This window comes from Acinetobacter sp. P1332, from assembly GCF_044057475.1.
GTDB lineage: Bacteria > Pseudomonadota > Gammaproteobacteria > Pseudomonadales > Moraxellaceae > Acinetobacter > Acinetobacter johnsonii.
The window spans coordinates 827,907-845,559 of the sequence record NZ_CP171157.1; the positions used below are offsets into that span (position 1 = coordinate 827,907).

Here is a 17,653-nt window from a genome sequence, read left to right on the forward strand (position 1 = left end):
TTTGAATGAAAGATTAGAGCGGATCGTCAAATTCATTATGTTGTGGTGCAGGTTGCTTAAAGCCTTTGGTTTTATAACCTAAGTATAAAATACCAAACATTGCCCACCATAAACCGAATTTCAACGCGGTTTCTTCAATCTCTAGCCACATGGCAAAGATACTGAGGAATCCACACATTGGAATTATCACAAAGCTCAAGATATCTTTAATATTCTTTGTGCGGCCATCACGCAGTGCATATCTTGAAATCACCGATAAGTTTACAAAGGTAAATGCAGTTAATGCACCGAAGCTGATCATCGAAATGACGATGTCTAAGTCCATGAAGCCAGCGGTTAATGCCACAGCACCTACAATGAGAATGTTATAAGACGGTGTGAAGCTTTTCGGACTAATGTGACCAAAAATCTTCTTGTTAATCACGCCATCGCGGCCCATCACATACATTAAGCGTGAAACGCCTGCATGTGCCGAAATACCCGATGCCATAACAGTTACAATTGCGAAGTACAGCACCACCGTTTTAAACGCAACACCACCGACGGCTTGTAAAATGTCAGGCTGTGTTGCAGCAACATCTTCAAAGTAAGTCTTTGGATCGTTCGGGAAGTAAATCTGCATGAAGTAGGTGCTGATAATAAAAATCACACCAGCCAAGAGTGCCGTTAAGAAAATCGCTTTAGGTAGAGTTTTCTCGGTATCTTTTGTTTCTTCTGCCAGCGAGCTGAGCGAGTCAAAACCTGTGAATGAGAAGCACAGCAAAGTCGCACCTGTAATCAGGGCACCCAGTGAAGTAAGCTCATTCCAGAATGGCTCTAAACTCCATAACTGATATTTTGCATTGACCAAAGTACCATCTGCGTTGACGCCACCAGCAAGTAAGCTGTAAACCATCCACGTGAAGTAAGCAATCACACCTAACTGTACAAAAACGATCAAACCATTAAAGTTTGCAACGAAGCGTGCACCACGTAAGTTGACCGCGGTCATAAATGCAGTTAAACCAACCACCCAGACCCAATGGTTTACATCAGGGAATAAGGCTTCAAGGTAAATCACGGCAAGAATGATGTTGACCATTGGAGACAATAAATAGTCTAACCATGATGACCAACCGACCATAAATCCGACATTCGGATGGATGGACTTTTGCGCATAGGTATAGGCTGAACCCGAGGAAGGGTAGCGACGAATCATGTGACCATAACTGATCGACGTGAATAAAATTGCAATTAAAGCAATGATATATGACGTTGGCACATGATAATGACTTTCTTCTGATACTAAACCGAAAGTATCAAATAATGTCATTGGTTGAATATAAGCTAAACCAATAATAATGATGTGCCAGAGACCTAGCGTTTTTTGCAGTTTAGCTGCCGATTGAGTCCCAGAAATATTAGTCAACGGCGTTATCCTCTTAATCGTTGATCAAGGATCAGTCATGTTTAATAAGGATCGTTTGAGACGAACGATCCCCCCTGTGTTTAATTTCAAAAGTGCGCCAATCTACATTAATTTGGCCGCTTTTGTCAGTAACTTTTTCAGATTTTTTAGCAGTTTTTATGCCAATAGGTATAAGGAAAGCATTATTCCTTATGGCAAATAAAAGCCCGATGTTTAAAAAAGCATCAGGCTAAGATTGTCGCTATATTGGCTGATTTTTTATGAATTACCAAGCTTTTTCTAAAATTGCTTTTAAATCTTTTAAGCTGGCTTCTTTCGGGTTGTAAATGATTGAACCATCGTTGAGGGCCTTTTCTGCGACCTCATCGAGTTGTTCTAAGGTTACTTTTCCTGTTTCACTCAAGGTACGGGGTAACTTGGTTAGGGTAAATAAGCGATCACGCATGGTGAGTAATGTGCTGATAGCTTTGTCTGCACGTAAGTGAGCAGGGGTCTGCGCATAAATGTCTGGCCCTGCAAGCGGTAACAAGAGCTCTGCAATCTTGTCACCATTCACTTCCTTGTTAAATTCAAGGACATAAGGGAGAAACAGGTTCATGCATAGTCCATGCGGCAAGTGTGCAACTGCACCTAAGGCATGTCCAAGTGAGTGTACAAGGCCCACCATCGAGTTTGAAAATGCAATGCCAGCCATGGTCGAAGCTTGAGCCAATTCTAAGCGGCCGTTGGCATCACTTGGATTATCCAGCACATTAAACAAATGATTGCTGACTTTTTTAATTGCTGCCGTAGCATAGGCATCTGAAATCGGATTGTGTGCCATGCATGTATAGGCTTCGATGGCATGGGTCATGGCATCCATTGCGGTCATCGCAGTTAAGTGCGGTGGCAGGGTTTGGGTCATGCGTGGATCGAGAATCGCAGCATGCGGCATTAGATAGTACGATGCGAATGGCAGTTTGACATTTTTCTCTGGATCAGACACCACGGCAACCATGGTAACTTCAGAACCTGTACCTGACGTGGTAGGGATCACAAAAAAGGGTTTGAGTGGTTTAGGTAGGTTGTGTGCCCCAGAGTATTTGAGTAAGTCATCACCACCTTCAGATACCAAAATATTGGTGGCTTTCGAGGTGTCAATCACCGATCCGCCACCGACAGCAATAATTGCATCGCACTGATGTTCACGATATAAATTGGCCGCTTTACGCACCGTCTCTAAGCTCGAATCGGGTGGAACATCATCAAAAATTGCACCAATCACCGCATCGGTAGACTCAAAAGCCGCTTCAATGGGTGCAAGTAAATTGTTGGCACGAACACCTTTGTCGGTAATGATTAAAGGTCGGGTTGCGCCTAATGTTGCCAGTTCAAACGGAATGTGTTCTAAAGCAGCATGACCAGCGATCACTTTTACAGGACAGAAAAATTCGTAATAAGGCTTCGCCATGTTATGCACTCCGTTTTAAATATGATTGGGCTACTTTGAGATAAATATTTGCAGCACCAGTGAGTTTTTCTTTTAAGCCCAATTCAGTTGGGTATTCTTTGACGGCAAGTTCAGCGATCATTTTCGGTAAAATCAAGGATTCCATTTTATTCAGACAGCGTACGAGGCGAATCGCATACGAAATATCGCCATCTGCAATCATACGGTCGTGTGCAAAAGCTTGTGCTGTACTTTCTTGAAATGAAAACACCAAAAAGGCGTGGCTTAGATGTTTAAAGGTGATGGTTAAATCTGCCTTTAAACTTCCCGGAGTGAGTAGTTCGAGTTGATGGTTTTCGGTCACTTTGGCTAAAAAAGCCGGGCCGTTTGGAAAAACATTCATCGATAAGGTGAAATTGGCTGGAAATTTTGCAACTTCTTGCTGAATTTCACTATCGACTTGGCTGGCCATGACCAATCCTCGGCCAATCACATCCATCATAAGTTTGACATAGGTCAATTGCAGAGCGGGTTTCACTGAATTTACGTTAATCACTCGCTGTTGTCCTTTCTAAAAATAATTATTAGTTTAGAGTAAATACTCTAATTTATTTTTCCATGAAAAGCAAAGCCTTTATATATGCTGTACTTGAACTTCTTTAAAGTAACCGCTGTGCTGTAAAGTTTCAATAATGTCGGCACATAAGTTTTCAAAGTGCGGGTAGTCTGGTTTGAGGTCTGAGATACGCACCATTTCTAAGCCCGCATAGCCGCATGGATTAATGGTGTGAAACCCAAATAAGTCACAATCAATATTTAAGGACAAACCGTGATAACTGCGGCCTTTACGAATTTTAAAACCCAATGAGCCAATCTTGCGTCCATCGACATACACGCCGGGTGCATCAGGTTTGGCATAGGCTTCAATCTCATATTTTTTGAGTAACTCAATCATTAGGTTTTCAGCATAAGACACCAAGGTGCGGACGTTCCAACCAAGTCGGTTGAGGTCAAACATAAAATAGGCAACCAACTGACCAGGACCATGCCAAGTGACTTGCCCCCCGCGATCCGTTTGTACCACGGGAATGTTGCTGCTCATGAGGATGTGTTCAGGTTTTCCAGCTTGACCTTGGGTGAGCACGTCATGATGTTGCAAAATCCAAAGTTCATCTGGTGTGTCTGCATCTCGTTGTTCAGTCAGTGCTTTCATTTCTACAAAGCGGTCAGCATATGAAGTTAAATTATCAAACTGGCGAATAATGAGTTGTGGTTTGAGAACGGCATCTGACACGGCACTTGCGTCCTTATAAAACAAAAAGTATGTCTGAAATTATAAAGAAAAGATCTAGAGCGTAGGGGGATTTCTTCAGTGAATAAGCTGAATTCAATAGATCAAAAATTTAGGCACAAAAAAACACGCTCGTAAGCGTGTCTCATTGATACATCATTTGAATTACAGCGCCGTTTTAATTAACGGACAAGCCGCAAGGTCTGCATACAGTTGATGAACTTGTTCTAATTCTTCAAAACGCAATTGAGCAGTTAAAGAATGGTATTTACCTGTGCGTGATGGCTGGACTTGGATCGATTCACCATCAAATTCTGGGAAATGTTTGACTAAAATTTCAACCACTGCAACATGTAACTCAGTGCTGGCAAAGCCAATGAGTTTGATCGGGTAGTCCATAGGGAATACCCAAAGATGTTCTTGTAATTCACGTGATGGTGTACGGTCTAACATAGTCATGAGCGTCAGTCCCCCTTATTTCAAACGCCTGCGAAACTGCAGGCGTTAGGTGTTGCTCTTAAATACTTAATGGAGACTCGAGATTAAATTTCAAGTCTCCAATGTATCGGTATGAATTAGTCGTTTTCTAGGAATGAACGTAAGTGTTCAGAACGAGAAGGGTGACGTAATTTACGTAGTGCTTTCGCTTCAATCTGACGAATACGTTCGCGCGTCACGTCAAACTGTTTACCTACTTCTTCCAAAGTATGGTCCGTTGGCATGTCGATACCAAAACGCATTTTCAAGACTTTCGCTTCACGTTCAGTCAAGTTTTCAAGCACTTCACGAGTTGCTTCTTTTAAGCCTTCAGATGTTGCAGCATCGACAGGTGAAGTGATGTTGCTGTCTTCAATGAAGTCACCCAAATGCGAATCTTCATCATCGCCAATCGGTGTTTCCATCGAAATTGGTTCTTTGGCGATTTTCAGCACTTTACGCACTTTGACTTCGTCCATTTCCAAACGTTCACCGAGTTCTTCAGGTGTTGGTTCACGTCCCATTTCTTGCAGAAGTTGGCGTGATACACGGTTGATCTTATTAATGGTTTCGATCATGTGTACTGGAATACGAATGGTACGTGCTTGGTCGGCAATCGAACGAGTAATGGCCTGACGAATCCACCACGTTGCATAAGTCGAGAACTTATAACCACGACGGTATTCAAACTTATCTACCGCTTTCATCAAACCAATGTTACCTTCTTGGATCAAGTCCAAGAATTGTAAGCCACGGTTGGTGTATTTTTTCGCAATCGAAATGACCAAACGTAAGTTTGCTTCAACCATTTCTTTTTTCGCGCGGCGTGCTTTCGCTTCGCCTACAGCCATACGTTTTGAGATCTCTTTGATGCCTTTAACATCAAGGCCCAAATCTTTTTCAATGTCTGCAATTTTTTGTTGGAACGCTAAAACGTCAGGGCGTACTTTTTCAAGATAGCCTTTTTGGTCTGGCGAAGCTTTCGCAATTTGTTCATCTAACCAAGCAAAGTTGGACTCTTGGCCTGGGAAAGAGGTACGGAATTGAGTACGATCCATACGACCACGACGTACTGCATAGCGCATTACTTCACGTTCAGAGGTACGGATTTGTTCATGTGTACCACGAATCATTTCTGAAATGATGTCAAATAAACGTGGTGTAAATTTGAACATCATAAACACAGTTGCAAGTGACTCTAAAGCGTCTTCTGCTTCTTTGCTTGAACGACCATGTTTCTCGATGATGGTTCGGGTGTTTTTCCAAGCCGCAGTCAGTTCGTCAAAGCGCGCTTTGGCAATTTCAGGATCTGGGCCAGATTCACCTTCAGAATCATCATCACTTTCAGACTCTTCTTCTTCCTCGTCGTCATCCAATTTCACATCTTTGGTAGACTTGGTTGAAGAGTCTTCTTCATCAATTTCTGACTCTTCTTCAAGGACTTCTGGAATCGCTTCATCAGTTTCAGGGTCTAAATAACCTGAAAGGATGTCCGCAAGACGACGTTCGCCCGCTTCATAATCTTTGTATTCTTGTAATACCACTTCAACCGCATTTGGCCAGTAAGCAATCGAGTGAAGAACGTCACGAATCCCTTCTTCAATACGTTTTGCAATACTGATTTCGCCTTCGCGCGTCAACAGTTCAACAGTACCCATTTCACGCATATACATGCGGACAGGGTCTGTGGTACGACCAGGCTCATTTTCTACAGAGGCAAGAACAGCAGCGGCTTCTTCTTCAGCAACTTCATCGGCAGCTTCATTACCACCCTCAAACATTGCATCATCAGATTCAGGCGCACGTTCGTGCACAGGAATACCGACGTCTTGAAGCATTTGAATAATGTCTTCAATCTGTTCGCTTTCAGTGATCGAGTCTGGGAGATGATCGTTAACCTCAGCGTAAGTTAGGTAACCTTGCTCTTTGCCTCGGCTAATCAGAGCCGCTACTTGTGAAGTAGGGGAAGTCATATCGCTCATCTTTGCTTACTCTTCGTTGAATCTGTGGCAGTGGAAAATTGTGCATCTGGGCACAATTCGCTTCATAAACTTATTTGTAAATAACTGCGTATTCCATCAGAGATAGTCAGCCAAAAGCTGCCTGATAAAATATTAAAAATATAAATTCAGTGATTTAGATGGGGGTGAATTTGTTGTTTTCAAGTTCATCCCGAGCGTGCTCAAGTTCAAAACCCAAATTTGAAATCTGAACAATTTGGATTTTATGTGACCATTTTAAAGTCGTAAACTACAAAGACGCAGGGTGGATTATATCATGCCATAAAAATTGGTTAGAAATAAAGACTAAAAATCAAATTAATTGCTCTAAATTCAAATAAAACTTGACAAGGTTCTGGAACCCATATAAATAGCGGCTAAGACCCTTCACATTTTTTCACTATGAGGTAGTTTTAGTGTCTTCTACAGATTTTGAACTAGATGATAACTACGCTGATGATGATGTTAATTTTGATGAGTCATCAAGTAAAATTAGTGCGAAAGAATCATTAGAAAAACGTCGCCTGATTGATGACCTTCTTGCACAGCGCCGTTTGGAACGTGAGCTTAAAGATTTTGATTACGACATCGACGATGATGACGATTTTGACGACGAAGAAGACTAAAATCAGATGTAGCATCGTGTCTGAAAATGCTATGCTAATGCCCTAATCAGTTTCTGAATTTGGATTTGAAATGAGTGCTTTAGATTTAGACTTATTGAGTGAATATCTAGATGGTGACCAAAATGAGTATGGTCTAGATTTTGCAGCGACTCATGGTTTCTTGTGTGCAATTGCAGTTGGTCCTACTTTTGCAAAATGGTTGGATGAACTTTTTGATAATAATCAAAAGAAAGTGCCTGCCGAGATCATCGCGCAAGTGAAAGCTTGGCTTGAGTCTATTCGTCAAAACCTTGCCAATGAAGAAGGGATTGAATTTCCTTTTGAAATTGAAGAGGCAGATGTTGAGTCAAGCCTAGGGGATTGGAGCGTTGGTTTTGTCGATGCAATGTTCCTCAATGAAGATGCATGGTTCACGCCTGAGTTTGAAGAGCAACTGGTCGATCTTACTTTACCAATTATGGTATTTAGTGGGATTGATGAAGAAGATCCGCAAATGGAAACTTTCCGTCGTAACGGTCAGTTAATGGATGAGCTTGCAGAAGAAATTCCAGAGAACTTAAACGAACTTTATCTCATGTATCATACGCCAGCATAATTGTTCTTGCGTCGTGACATCAGCGACGCAGGCATTAGCAAGCAAATAAAAAAACGTCCCTAGAGGACGTTTTTTTATGCCCAAATTTTAGGGTCTAAACGCAGGTATCACTCATGCTTAGTTTGTGAGAAATAAGCAAAGTCCTAAAGTTGCGAGTACGGTACCGGTGACACGGTTAATACTCACTTGTTTGCGTAAAATTTTATTTCGGATCACTGGGGTAGAGCAGAATAGTGAAATGAGCAAAAACCACAGCAGATGACTGGCCGAGATAAACATGCCATAACCGATTAAATGCATCAGACCATGATTGCCTCGCAACAACTGTGCAAAGATACTCATCACAAATAGCGTAGTTTTGGGATTTAAGCTGTTGCCAAGAAAGCCTTGTGTAAATGCTTGCCGTGGATGCAGTAAAGCATGGGTGACATGGTCACTAATTTGCTGTTGGGTAAATGTTTTGTACCCGATATACATCAGGTACAGCGCACCAATATACTGAATGATATGCAATAGGTTCGGAATGTAGTGCTTTAAAAAACTGAGCCCTAGTACACTATAGCTAATGTGTATCCATACAGCACAAGCAATACCATATGCGGTATAGATCCCTTGTTTACGCCCATATAGATAACTATTTCGGCTGACCAAAGCGAAGTCAGCACCGGGACTGATGACTGCAAGTAGGGTGATGATTGCAATCGCTATAATTTCATTCACTCATTGATCCTTGTTCGGGTTGAATTAAAGGATTTATATATTTTTCATATATTTGCTATAGTGAAAATCGATTTTAATTCTTTCCTTTTGATGAGTTTTTGGAATGATTGAGCGCTTATCACTGAATTCTCTTAACTTTTTTTATTATGTTGCCCTCTATGACAGTGTAACCATCGCTGCTGAAAAACTCTTTGTCACTCAAGGGGCGGTCAGTAAGCAGTTAAAAAATTTGGAAGAGGCGCTGGGACGTCGTTTATTTATTCGCGACGGCAAAAAGTTACAGCTGACGGGGGATGGTCTAACACTGTTTGATTGTTGTGAGCAGGTCTTTCCTCAGATTGACCAATGTCTCGTACAGATGGCAAAAGAAAAGAAGAATGAGAAGAAGAGCTTAATCTTATCCTGTGAGCCGACCATCGCCATGAAATGGCTGATTCCGCGTTTAGTTCAATTTAAGCTACGTTATCCTGAGATTGACATCAGTTTGTTAACAGCGGGTGGAGAAGCGGATTTTAAAGCGCAAAACATCGACTTGGCCTTAAGGCGCAATGATTTTGACTGGGGCAAGGCCATTTATAGCGAAAAAATAGCAGATGAGCATATGGTATATGTATCGCGTCATAAGCATTTAGCGCCGATGACTCAGTTGTTTTGTGCATAGAGGCCTCTTTAGAAGGGTTGGGGGCAACAGTGGTTTCAGCTTATATGGTTGAAAAAGAGCTCGATTTTCAAATGTTAGATATGCTTACCCCGATTGTGCAAGATGGCTCCGCTTATTATTTACTTTCCGCATCTCCTTTTGAGGATGATCCGCATAAAGTCATTTTTAAGGATTGGTTGATTGAAGAAATGAGAGCTAGCCAAACAAAGTTAATGGCACTTTCCGCTCAAAAGCACTAATCACGTGCGCATGTGATCGCTATCTATCGAGCATAAAAAACACCTCAAACGAGGTGCTTTTTTATGGCAACTTTTTAAAACAATAGTCTGCGTACCAACCATAGGCAATATGAAAAATAGCGCCATGAATCGCGACCATACACAGCATAACGACAGCGGTAAGTCCAATGCCGGCATTATCGACTGATTTCATAATGGCTTCAGCATTGGGATTCATCAGCACTAAAAACAGCACAAAGAAACTACCGACGATAATTGCGACAGCACTTGAACTCCAAACCAGTTGTATTTTTTCATGATTATTTGGAACACGGTGTTCTTTTTTTACGAAGTGTCTGACACTAATCAGTGCACAAGCCACTAAGGTCGGAATTAAGGTTAAACCGCCAAGGTTTAAACCAAAGACCAGTACGGTGATTAACAGCACCAAAGCAATGCTATATACCGCCGCAAAATGCAGTAAATAGTGTTTCATGTATTTCCCCAAAATAAATTAGCTGCGTGTTTTACGCAAATGCCTGCGATATAAAAACCAAAGGATAATCACAGCGACAATGGCAATAATGACATAACCGACTTTGCTAAAAATTTGATGCATCAGTGCTTGGTTTTCACCAAAGTAATAACCGACTGTTGCTAAAAATGTTGTCCAAATAATTGTGCCGAGTCCACTATAAAACATGAACTTCCAAAAGGGCATACGGCTCATCCCCGCAGGGATGCTAATCAGTGAACGTACCGCAGGAATCATACGACCAAAAAATACAATACGGTGACCATACTGCTCAAACCAATCTAAGGATTTTTTCACATCGGCGGATTTGATAAATAGATATTTACCATAGCGGTCGACCCATCTGAAAATGTACTCTTGTTTAAATTGATAGCCGATCCAATACAGCACTGCTGCGGCAAAGAGTGAACCAATACATCCTGCAATAATGACCCCAATTAAAACCAACTCGCCTTGTGATGCGGCATAACCTGCCGAAGGCATGATAATTTCAGAAGGAATGGGCGGAAAAACATTATCAAGAAACATGAGTAAGGCTATTCCCCAATAACCCAATTGTTCCATGACGGAGATGATCCATGCAGTGAGGTTCATATAGACCATAAAAATAAATGCGATAAGTTATCTTAAGGACTTATCGCATGTGGGTAAAGAATTGAAATGTATTGTTTTCTATTCATCGAAACGGGTATGGGTTAGCGTGTGAATATAGACTTTACGTAAGCTATAGGCCAGCGCAACTGGGATTAAGCTGAGCAATGTATAATTTAAAAGATTTGAGCTTAGATGGTAACCAATGCCGAGCGCGATACTTGAACCAATCAACATGCCCAAAACCACGATAAATAAATGCGTGCGCTGTTCAAGCTTGGCTTTGATTTGGTTGAAGCTGGTACTGTGATATTGCTCGATACGGTTTGCTGCGGCATTGCGAATCAGTGTGCGATGGCGTGGCATGATTATTTTATGCATGGCAATCATCCTATTTTCGTCGTTTAGGCATGTCATTTTTATTGTTATGTGGAGACCTTCAGGACACCACTTTAGCTTATTATTTATACAGTATGACTCAGATTGAGTTCAATGTTGTGACAAAATTGTTAAATATTTTTAAAAAATGCGAACTGCATAAAAGAATAAGCCCTCAAATGAGGGCTTATTCTTGACTTAAATCATCTGAATGATTTTAAAGGCGTTTACGTTTAGCCGCAGCAATTTGTGACTGGCGCATACGGAAGCCTTCTTTTTGTTTTTCTGTGGTGTTGTCGATACAGTATTTGCATGACACACCATGTTCATAGCTAGCTTCTTCTGCTTCAGCAGGAAGAAGTGGCCAACCACAAGCATGACACTTAATGTTAAGGCCTTCTTCAACACCATGAGTGACTGCAGTACGGCCATCAAAAACGAAACATTCACCTTCCCACATACTTTGTTCAGCAGGGGTTTCTTCTAAGTATTTTAAGATGCCGCCTTTTAAGTGATAAACCTCGTTGAAACCTTCTTGAAGGAGAAGAGAGGTCGATTTTTCACAGCGGATACCACCTGTACAGAACATCGCAATTTTTTTATCTTTGTGCTGTTCAAGGTTTTGTTTAACGTATTCTGGAAATTCGCGGAAGCTTTCTGTTTTCGGGTCAATAGCACCTTTAAATGTTCCAGCTTTGTATTCATAGTCATTACGGGTATCAATCAAAATGACGTCATCACGAGCAATCAGGTCATTCCATTCTTTCGGGTCAAGGTAGTGACCGACTAAATCACGTGGCTTTACTTCAACGCCTAAAGTCACGATCTCTTTTTTAAGTTTAATCTTCATTTTACGAAATGGTTTGTCTGCACTGTCAGACTCTTTGTATTCCATTTCGTTAAAACCTTCATTCAGAAGGAATTGATGAATCATATCGATCGCGGCACGATCGCCTGCAACCGTACCATTAATGCCTTCGCCCGCTACAATCAGAGTACCACATAGGTTGATGGTTTTTACCAAGTCTAAAAGACGTTGTTGAAGATCAGCAGGATCTTGAACTTCTTTGAATTGATAAAGTGCGGCAACAACCCAACCAGTCGTCGCTTGCTGTTCTACAGGTGCAAGCTGTTCTACAGTAGCGTTCATGGAGTACTCCAATGTATTTTGATAGATAATTTTAAGGCGCACATTTTACATGGAATTGAATCAAGATGCGAGATAAGTAAACATTTTAAATGGCTTCTCAAGTGGTAGGTGAGCGTGTATATTCAGTTGCCAAAGACAAAATCCGTTTTGTTTTGGTGCGTTTATTAACAGGAGTATGTTTTGAGTACAGATCGTCGAATTGCCTCTTTGACCCCATGTGCAGGGCGTTGTTCAACGGTATTTGGTGATTCTGTGTGTCGTGGTTGTCGTCGCTTTAATCATGAAGTGATTCAGTGGAATACCTACACGGCTGAGCAGCATAGCTCAGTCTGGCAGCGTTTAGATGCGCAACTCGATCAAATTTTAGTCCCAATGTTGCCTTTTGCAGATGTACAGCAGGTGGAAGCGTTTGTTTTGTCTAAACGAGTGCGTTTACGCTCAGATGCATCAAAAGGACGCAAGCTATACCACGCATTAAAAGTGTGTGAAAAGAATAAAAACTTGAGTGAAGAAAGTGGTTTAGGCATCCTAGCCGAACAAGTCAAACCGATTTGGCAAGAATTTGAGCATCGTGTGCTTGCACTGGCGACCGCCAGTTATGACTTGGCATTTTTACGCGCCGACGTGATTCGACAACATCTTATCCAGACTGTAGAAGATGAGTAAGCTCTCTTTGTTTTTGCGTCAAAAATAATATGCGGTTATTGCAATAGTTGCCCAGTGTAACTGGGGGAAAGGGTTTTTTAGATGGTCAATGTATTTGAGCTGATGCTGTACTGCATGGCCGTGGTGGTCATGATTGCAACACCTGGCCCAGTGATGTTGTTGGTTGCCAGTGCAGGTCTAAAAGGTGGATATAAACAAGCCTTAAAAACCATTTTTGGGACGAATTTAGCCTCTTTGGTTCTCATTGTACTATCTGTGCTCATCTTAAAAGGCTTTTTAAACATTGCAGAGCATTGGTTAAATGCGATTAAGATTTTAGGCTGCGTATATATTGCTTATCTTGGCTTTCAAATTTTAAAAGAAGCCATTGTACAAGAAACAGAAACATCACCTGTGCAACTAAAGGCGGTGCAGGGGGGCTTTAAGCAAGGTTTTTTGGTGGGTATTTCGAATCCGAAGGATATTATTTTCTTTGCTTCATTTTTCCCACAATTCATTGGGGTAACCAGTGATGTTGATGTCAGCCTTGTACTATTGACCATTCTCTGGATTATTCTAGACTTCAGCACGTTGTCTTTGGTTTATTTGGGTTTTAATAAACTATCGCAGTCCGCTTTGTACAATAAGTTATTAAGCGTTTGTGGTGCGATATTGGTCAGTATTGCGCTCTATGGTATTTATACTGTGTTTGTTTGATGCTGATGGTATTGCATAAAAAAAGCCTCCAATATGGAGGCTTTTTTGATCGGGAGCCTGAAAATTAAACTCCGTGTTTAATGCGATATTGCGCCAATTCTTCAATGGTGATCACCGTCAACTGATGCGTTTGCGCATATGCCAACACTTGAATGCCAGAGGCCATAGTCCCATCGGCATTAGTCAGTTCACACAAGACACCTGCCGGCTTCAAGCCTGCTAAACGAGCTAAATCGATGGTCCCTTCGGTATGACCGCGACGGGTGAGCACACCGCCTTGGCGTGCACGAAGAGGGAAGACATGACCAGGGCGATTTAAGTCGCTGGCAACAGCCCCATCTTTAATTGCTGCTTTGACTGTGGTGGTACGATCTTGCGCAGACACACCTGTGGTCACGCCAGTTGCAGCTTCAATGGTCACCGTGAATGCAGTTTTAAACTGACTTGAGTTATCTGACACCATAGGCACAAGCTCTAAGTGATCGGCCAGTTCATCGGTCAGACATAAACATACAATACCAGAACCATCACGAATCATACGTGCCATTGTTTCGACGGTGAGGGTTTCAGCAGCCACAATGAGGTCGGCTTCGTTTTCACGGTCAAAGTCATCCATCACCAAAACGGGTTTGCCTTGGCGGATATCTTCTAAAGCTTGTTGAATACGTTGTTCAGCTGGAGAAAGGGCTGAAAAGAAAATTTCGGGTTGAATCAAACTAGACATTGAAACGCTCGCGTAAAATTGAAGTACGGTTGAACATTTCAGGACTTTGAAAAATTGGCGTAGCAATAAATCCTCATAGGTTTGCACCTGCGATTCTATTGGTCACGTCGTCTTCTTTCATCCGGACTATACCGTCGGCTTTGGAATTGAACCAAATCTGCGAGCCAAATAGATGATTTCTGCTTGGCTGGCTCGTGGGCTGATTCAGTCTGAGTCATTCAAACTGAACTTACCACCGGTGGGGAATTGCACCCCGCCCTGAAGCGATGTAAGCCCATTATAGTGCTAAATATTTAGAAAAACAGGGGGAGTTTTAGAATGATCAGTTTTATACATAGAACAATTTTTGCTATAGCGTTGTTTATGTTATTGGTTTGCTAAAGACCAACACTCTCTATGTATGATTTCACTTAGTATGAGTTTAATGTTCAAAAATGAATATCTGAGAAAAACCATAAACATGAATAAGAAGTTTTTCTATAGTTTGAATGGTTTGAAATGATCAAGATAAAAATAAGAGTGAGGAGTTAGAATTGATCAAAATTCAACAATATGATTACCCTTGGAGTGCTGAATCCTTCATAAAGCATCTGCAAGTTTTTGGTTTTACCCTCATCGCGATCAGTATATTGTATTTGGTTGCCGCCAATTGGTTTATGTTGCCACACAATATTCAGCTGGCTATTCCCCAGTTGTTATTATTCCTCAGTGCGGTTTGCAGTTTGTGGCTGACAAAACATGATTTTCTAGTGCAGTGTTTACATAGTATCTGTGGTTTGATGATTGGTTTAATTCTGGCTGTGATTGGTCAAATTTATCAAACGGGTGCTGACAGCTATTTATTATTTTTACTTTGGTCTGTGCTGCTTTTACCGTGGTTATATCGCCCGAATATCGGGATGTTTTTCCTTTTATGTATTACCAGCCAGTTGGCGTTGTTTCTGTTTTTTATCCAAACCTTTTGGGGGGATCAATATCCAGATCTCTTTTTAATCAGTATTCATGTATTTGCGCTGATTCAATTCTATTTCTGCAATAAATATTATTCGAAACTTCGTTATTTATTCTTGCTGTGGTTTGCCGTTCTCTCGATTTGGCATATGGCGATGTATCTTTATGCGGATAAAAGCATTCTTTATTTCATCGTGTCTTTTATCTTGTTGGGCATTTCACTGGTTTACTATTATCAAAATAAAGATCAGTTGTGTAGTGCACTTTCAGCCGTTGGCTTGGGCATTAGCTTTACCTTGATCATTGTGAAGGCGGTGACGGAGTGGTTTGGTCAGAATGAAATTGTTGAATTATTTTTTATCGCACTGATTATTTTTGCGTGGTTTGCTTTCATCACTTACATGTTGATTAAATTTATTCCACATAGTCGGTTCAACGCTATTCCCCTTGCTGTGGGAGCTTGGATTGCGGGCATCGTCTTTGCTACGTTAATGCTGACCTTTTGGGGAAATTTCTCTTTGCTTATGGGCGTTGTCTTTGTGGCTTTGGCGGCTTACTTATTGAAAGCTAAACAAAGTTTGTTTTTAAGACAATTTGCTTATTGTCTCTGGGTTGCAGGACAAATTGCGGTGATTTTTCACACCGTTGATTTAATGAATCACATTCTTCCTATTCTATTTTTACAATTGGCGATGCTAGCACTCGCTTATTTTATGCGAACACATTGGTTCTTTGTTTTTGTTCAAGTTTTGGGTTTATATGCAGCAGGTGTAGCGTGTATTTGGGATATTAATGCATATCTCAGTTGGCGTAATATTGTTGAAAATTTTGTCTATTTAGCACTTTGGAATTATGTTTTTTATTTGGGAATTCTGGCCATAAAATTCATACAGCCAACTGAATATCAACGCAGTTTATTGCTTGCGGCACTTGGCATTATTCTATTTTCTATGGGTTTTTATACTTTATTTGGGAAATACGAATTAGCGAAAATTGAGCACATTCCGATATTGACTTTTGGCTTACCGATTTTATGGTTTGTACTGTTTGTCTTTTTACATATTCAAAACCAGTTTCATTTATTTGCGCATTTTATTTTGACTGCTTTTGCAACTGGGCTAATTTATTATGGTTATTTCGATATTTTTATTTGTTTGGCCATCATTTCATGGGCATTAAAAACACAAGATAAAGTGATCTATGGATTTGCGCTGGCAACTTTCGCTGTAATTTTAGGGTTTTTATATTATTCCCTCGATGTAACTTTTTTGATTAAAAGTTTAAGCATGTTACTGTCAGGTCTGATGTTGCTCTTGCTGACCTTGAGCTTGATGCTATTTAAGCAAAAAGAGGAGTTCGGCATATGAAGAAAATGACTCCTCTTGCTTTGGCATTACTCAGCATCGCGGTATTTCTAGGCTTAATTTTTAAAAATGAATGGCACTTAAATAATAGTCAAACCATGTATGTGCGTTTGCAACCTGTAGACCCGCGTTCGATTATTCAGGGGGATTATATGGCGCTGAATTATCAACTTTATTTTGCGCCTCAACATTTGAGTCCAGAAAGCACCAGCCAAGCAAACATCAATCAAGAAGATCAGATTTTTTCAGGTCATTATTTTGATGAAGTGATTAAGAACAAATCTTCGGTGCTCACTTATGTTGAACTCGATTCACAGAGGCGCGTGATACATAGCTATTTTGAGTTGCCGAAAAATGTTCGTACAGCCCGACTGATTTTACAAAACCCGAATAATCGATATAGCGAGCTTTATCCTGCGTCGAGAAGTTTTTTGTTTGCAGAAGGTTTAGCGGATTGTTATCAGCAGGCAGAATATGCTGAGTTTAAAGTCGATGAGCAGGGCAGTGCGATACTCACGGCATTGAAAGGTGATCAGCTACAAGATTTAGGCTGTGAGAGCAAACGAGATTGGTTGAGCGGGTTTCGTGCTACTCAGAATTGATACAATTGCATTATTCTGCTCATAAAAAAATCCGCACGCAGCGGATTTTTTTAATCTATTGGGCTTAAGCCACTTGGACTGGAATACAGTTTGCCATGTGACTTACAGTATTGTCTGGATTTGCATAAACTAAACGTGGTTTATGTGCATTTGCTTCAGCTTCTGTAAAATCACCAAATGTCGCAATAATCATTAAATCGCCTACATCGGCCTGATGTGCTGCACCACCATTGACTGAAATGATGCCAGAACCTTCTTCGCCACGAATTGCATAGGTACTGAAACGCTTACCATTAGTCACGTTCCACATGTGAATTTCTTCATATTCGCGGATACCGGCTAAATCCAATAAAAGACCATCGATTGCACATGAACCTTCATAATGAAGTTCAGCTTGGGTAACAACACAACGGTGGATTTTTGCTTTTAATAAACGAGATAGCATGGCTAGCGTCTCCTGAGTGGACCTAAGATCGTTATCTTATGGTTGAATCAATCTGAACTTGCTGGATAAGCAATCAGGCAAGCGCATTTTGCCTTTAAAATGACAGTATGGCAAGCAGCATGGTTC

The 17,653-nt window shown here is 41.0% G+C and carries 19 protein-coding genes, 1 pseudogene and 1 riboswitch; of the genes and pseudogenes, 7 read left to right on the forward strand and 13 right to left on the reverse strand.

Annotated elements, in window-relative coordinates; translation table 11 throughout:
- Positions 1-13: 13 nt before the first annotated feature.
- The 6 genes from ACFN7Z_RS03965 to rpoD all read right to left on the reverse strand — a co-directional run bounded on the left by ACFN7Z_RS03965 (position 14) and on the right by rpoD (position 6,587).
- Positions 14-1,408, reverse strand: coding sequence for an APC family permease (locus tag ACFN7Z_RS03965; RefSeq protein WP_010327325.1), 1,395 nt, complete (start codon positions 1,406-1,408; stop codon positions 14-16).
- Between the two features lie 265 nt (positions 1,409-1,673).
- The gene (locus ACFN7Z_RS03970; protein ID WP_010327324.1) at positions 1,674-2,858 is read right to left on the reverse strand and encodes an iron-containing alcohol dehydrogenase; all 1,185 of its coding nucleotides are present in this window, start codon (positions 2,856-2,858) and stop codon (positions 1,674-1,676) included.
- A gap of 1 nt (position 2,859) precedes the next feature.
- Positions 2,860-3,339, reverse strand: coding sequence for a hypothetical protein (locus ACFN7Z_RS03975; protein ID WP_171518820.1), 480 nt, complete (start codon positions 3,337-3,339; stop codon positions 2,860-2,862).
- A gap of 132 nt (positions 3,340-3,471) precedes the next feature.
- The gene (gene lipB, locus ACFN7Z_RS03980; protein ID WP_010327322.1) at positions 3,472-4,131 is read right to left on the reverse strand and encodes a lipoyl(octanoyl) transferase LipB; all 660 of its coding nucleotides are present in this window, start codon (positions 4,129-4,131) and stop codon (positions 3,472-3,474) included.
- A gap of 162 nt (positions 4,132-4,293) precedes the next feature.
- Positions 4,294-4,581 carry a YbeD family protein gene (locus ACFN7Z_RS03985; protein WP_010327321.1) on the reverse strand — a complete coding sequence of 96 codons (288 nt, stop codon included), beginning with the start codon at positions 4,579-4,581 and terminating at the stop codon, positions 4,294-4,296.
- A gap of 122 nt (positions 4,582-4,703) precedes the next feature.
- The gene (gene rpoD / locus ACFN7Z_RS03990; protein WP_010327320.1) at positions 4,704-6,587 is read right to left on the reverse strand and encodes an RNA polymerase sigma factor RpoD; all 1,884 of its coding nucleotides are present in this window, start codon (positions 6,585-6,587) and stop codon (positions 4,704-4,706) included.
- A gap of 434 nt (positions 6,588-7,021) precedes the next feature.
- Between rpoD and ACFN7Z_RS03995 the strand changes: the two genes are divergently transcribed.
- Positions 7,022-7,231 carry a PA3496 family putative envelope integrity protein gene (locus ACFN7Z_RS03995; protein ID WP_004982817.1) on the forward strand — a complete coding sequence of 70 codons (210 nt, stop codon included), beginning with the start codon at positions 7,022-7,024 and terminating at the stop codon, positions 7,229-7,231.
- 70 nt (positions 7,232-7,301) lie between these two features.
- The gene (locus tag ACFN7Z_RS04000) at positions 7,302-7,826 is read left to right on the forward strand and encodes a YecA family protein (RefSeq protein WP_004695482.1); all 525 of its coding nucleotides are present in this window, start codon (positions 7,302-7,304) and stop codon (positions 7,824-7,826) included.
- 117 nt (positions 7,827-7,943) lie between these two features.
- Here ACFN7Z_RS04000 and ACFN7Z_RS04005 read toward each other — a convergent pair whose 3' ends face one another.
- Entirely contained in the window at positions 7,944-8,546 is a 603-nt protein-coding gene (locus ACFN7Z_RS04005) for a LysE family translocator (RefSeq protein ID WP_010327318.1), read from the reverse strand.
- A gap of 103 nt (positions 8,547-8,649) precedes the next feature.
- On the opposite strand from ACFN7Z_RS04005, the pseudogene ACFN7Z_RS04010 reads away from it, so the two are divergent.
- A pseudogene (locus tag ACFN7Z_RS04010) lies at positions 8,650-9,446 on the forward strand (LysR family transcriptional regulator).
- Between the two features lie 61 nt (positions 9,447-9,507).
- On the opposite strand, the gene ACFN7Z_RS04015 reads toward ACFN7Z_RS04010, so the two are convergent.
- The 4 genes from ACFN7Z_RS04015 to ACFN7Z_RS04030 form a co-directional block, all read right to left on the reverse strand.
- The gene (locus ACFN7Z_RS04015; protein WP_010327317.1) at positions 9,508-9,921 is read right to left on the reverse strand and encodes an ABZJ_00895 family protein; all 414 of its coding nucleotides are present in this window, start codon (positions 9,919-9,921) and stop codon (positions 9,508-9,510) included.
- An 18-nt stretch (positions 9,922-9,939) separates the two neighbouring features.
- Positions 9,940-10,554, reverse strand: a complete 615-nt coding sequence (locus tag ACFN7Z_RS04020) for a DedA family protein (protein WP_026056455.1) — start codon at positions 10,552-10,554, stop codon at positions 9,940-9,942.
- Positions 10,555-10,632: 78 nt separating this feature from the next.
- Positions 10,633-10,932 carry a hypothetical protein gene (locus ACFN7Z_RS04025; protein WP_010327316.1) on the reverse strand — a complete coding sequence of 100 codons (300 nt, stop codon included), beginning with the start codon at positions 10,930-10,932 and terminating at the stop codon, positions 10,633-10,635.
- Between the two features lie 214 nt (positions 10,933-11,146).
- Complete coding sequence (locus ACFN7Z_RS04030; protein ID WP_010327315.1) at positions 11,147-12,079, reverse strand: rhodanese-related sulfurtransferase; 933 nt, start codon at positions 12,077-12,079, stop codon at positions 11,147-11,149.
- 180 nt (positions 12,080-12,259) lie between these two features.
- On the opposite strand from ACFN7Z_RS04030, the gene ACFN7Z_RS04035 reads away from it, so the two are divergent.
- Positions 12,260-12,745: a DUF1289 domain-containing protein gene (locus ACFN7Z_RS04035; protein ID WP_010327314.1), complete on the forward strand. Its 486-nt coding sequence runs from the start codon at positions 12,260-12,262 to the stop codon at positions 12,743-12,745.
- 81 nt (positions 12,746-12,826) lie between these two features.
- On the forward strand, positions 12,827-13,441 hold the full coding sequence (locus ACFN7Z_RS04040) for a LysE family translocator (RefSeq protein ID WP_010327313.1): 615 nt from the start codon (positions 12,827-12,829) through the stop codon (positions 13,439-13,441).
- Positions 13,442-13,505: 64 nt separating this feature from the next.
- On the opposite strand, the gene ribB is transcribed toward ACFN7Z_RS04040, so the two are convergent.
- Positions 13,506-14,165, reverse strand: a complete 660-nt coding sequence (gene ribB / locus ACFN7Z_RS04045; protein WP_010327312.1) for a 3,4-dihydroxy-2-butanone-4-phosphate synthase — start codon at positions 14,163-14,165, stop codon at positions 13,506-13,508.
- Between the two features lie 105 nt (positions 14,166-14,270).
- A riboswitch (FMN riboswitch) is annotated at positions 14,271-14,434 on the reverse strand.
- A gap of 264 nt (positions 14,435-14,698) precedes the next feature.
- Between ribB and ACFN7Z_RS04050 the strand changes: the two genes are divergently transcribed.
- Positions 14,699-16,483 (forward strand): DUF2157 domain-containing protein, encoded by a 1,785-nt coding sequence (locus ACFN7Z_RS04050; RefSeq protein ID WP_010327310.1) that lies wholly within the window; start codon positions 14,699-14,701, stop codon positions 16,481-16,483.
- Positions 16,480-17,082, forward strand: coding sequence for a GDYXXLXY domain-containing protein (locus ACFN7Z_RS04055; RefSeq protein WP_010327309.1), 603 nt, complete (start codon positions 16,480-16,482; stop codon positions 17,080-17,082). Before ACFN7Z_RS04050 ends, ACFN7Z_RS04055 begins: the two co-directional genes overlap by 4 nt.
- Positions 17,083-17,146: 64 nt before the next feature.
- On the opposite strand, the gene panD is transcribed toward ACFN7Z_RS04055, so the two are convergent.
- Positions 17,147-17,527: an aspartate 1-decarboxylase gene (gene panD, locus ACFN7Z_RS04060; RefSeq protein WP_004695506.1), complete on the reverse strand. Its 381-nt coding sequence runs from the start codon at positions 17,525-17,527 to the stop codon at positions 17,147-17,149.
- Positions 17,528-17,653 lie beyond the last annotated feature (126 nt).

Coding starts and splice junctions, on each gene's coding strand:
- ACFN7Z_RS03970 (WP_010327324.1), bottom strand. CDS start 2,858: ATGGCGAAGCCTTATTACGAATTTTTCTGTCCTGTAAAAGTGATCGCT.
- ACFN7Z_RS03975 (WP_171518820.1), bottom strand. CDS start 3,339: ATGATGGATGTGATTGGCCGAGGATTGGTCATGGCCAGCCAAGTCGAT.
- ACFN7Z_RS03985 (WP_010327321.1), bottom strand. CDS start 4,581: ATGTTAGACCGTACACCATCACGTGAATTACAAGAACATCTTTGGGTA.
- rpoD (WP_010327320.1), bottom strand. CDS start 6,587: ATGAGCGATATGACTTCCCCTACTTCACAAGTAGCGGCTCTGATTAGC.
- ACFN7Z_RS04000 (WP_004695482.1), top strand. CDS start 7,302: ATGAGTGCTTTAGATTTAGACTTATTGAGTGAATATCTAGATGGTGAC.
- ACFN7Z_RS04015 (WP_010327317.1), bottom strand. CDS start 9,921: ATGAAACACTATTTACTGCATTTTGCGGCGGTATATAGCATTGCTTTG.
- ACFN7Z_RS04020 (WP_026056455.1), bottom strand. CDS start 10,554: ATGAACCTCACTGCATGGATCATCTCCGTCATGGAACAATTGGGTTAT.
- ACFN7Z_RS04025 (WP_010327316.1), bottom strand. CDS start 10,932: ATGCATAAAATAATCATGCCACGCCATCGCACACTGATTCGCAATGCC.
- ACFN7Z_RS04030 (WP_010327315.1), bottom strand. CDS start 12,079: ATGAACGCTACTGTAGAACAGCTTGCACCTGTAGAACAGCAAGCGACG.
- ACFN7Z_RS04040 (WP_010327313.1), top strand. CDS start 12,827: ATGGTCAATGTATTTGAGCTGATGCTGTACTGCATGGCCGTGGTGGTC.
- ribB (WP_010327312.1), bottom strand. CDS start 14,165: ATGTCTAGTTTGATTCAACCCGAAATTTTCTTTTCAGCCCTTTCTCCA.
- ACFN7Z_RS04055 (WP_010327309.1), top strand. CDS start 16,480: ATGAAGAAAATGACTCCTCTTGCTTTGGCATTACTCAGCATCGCGGTA.
- panD (WP_004695506.1), bottom strand. CDS start 17,527: ATGCTATCTCGTTTATTAAAAGCAAAAATCCACCGTTGTGTTGTTACC.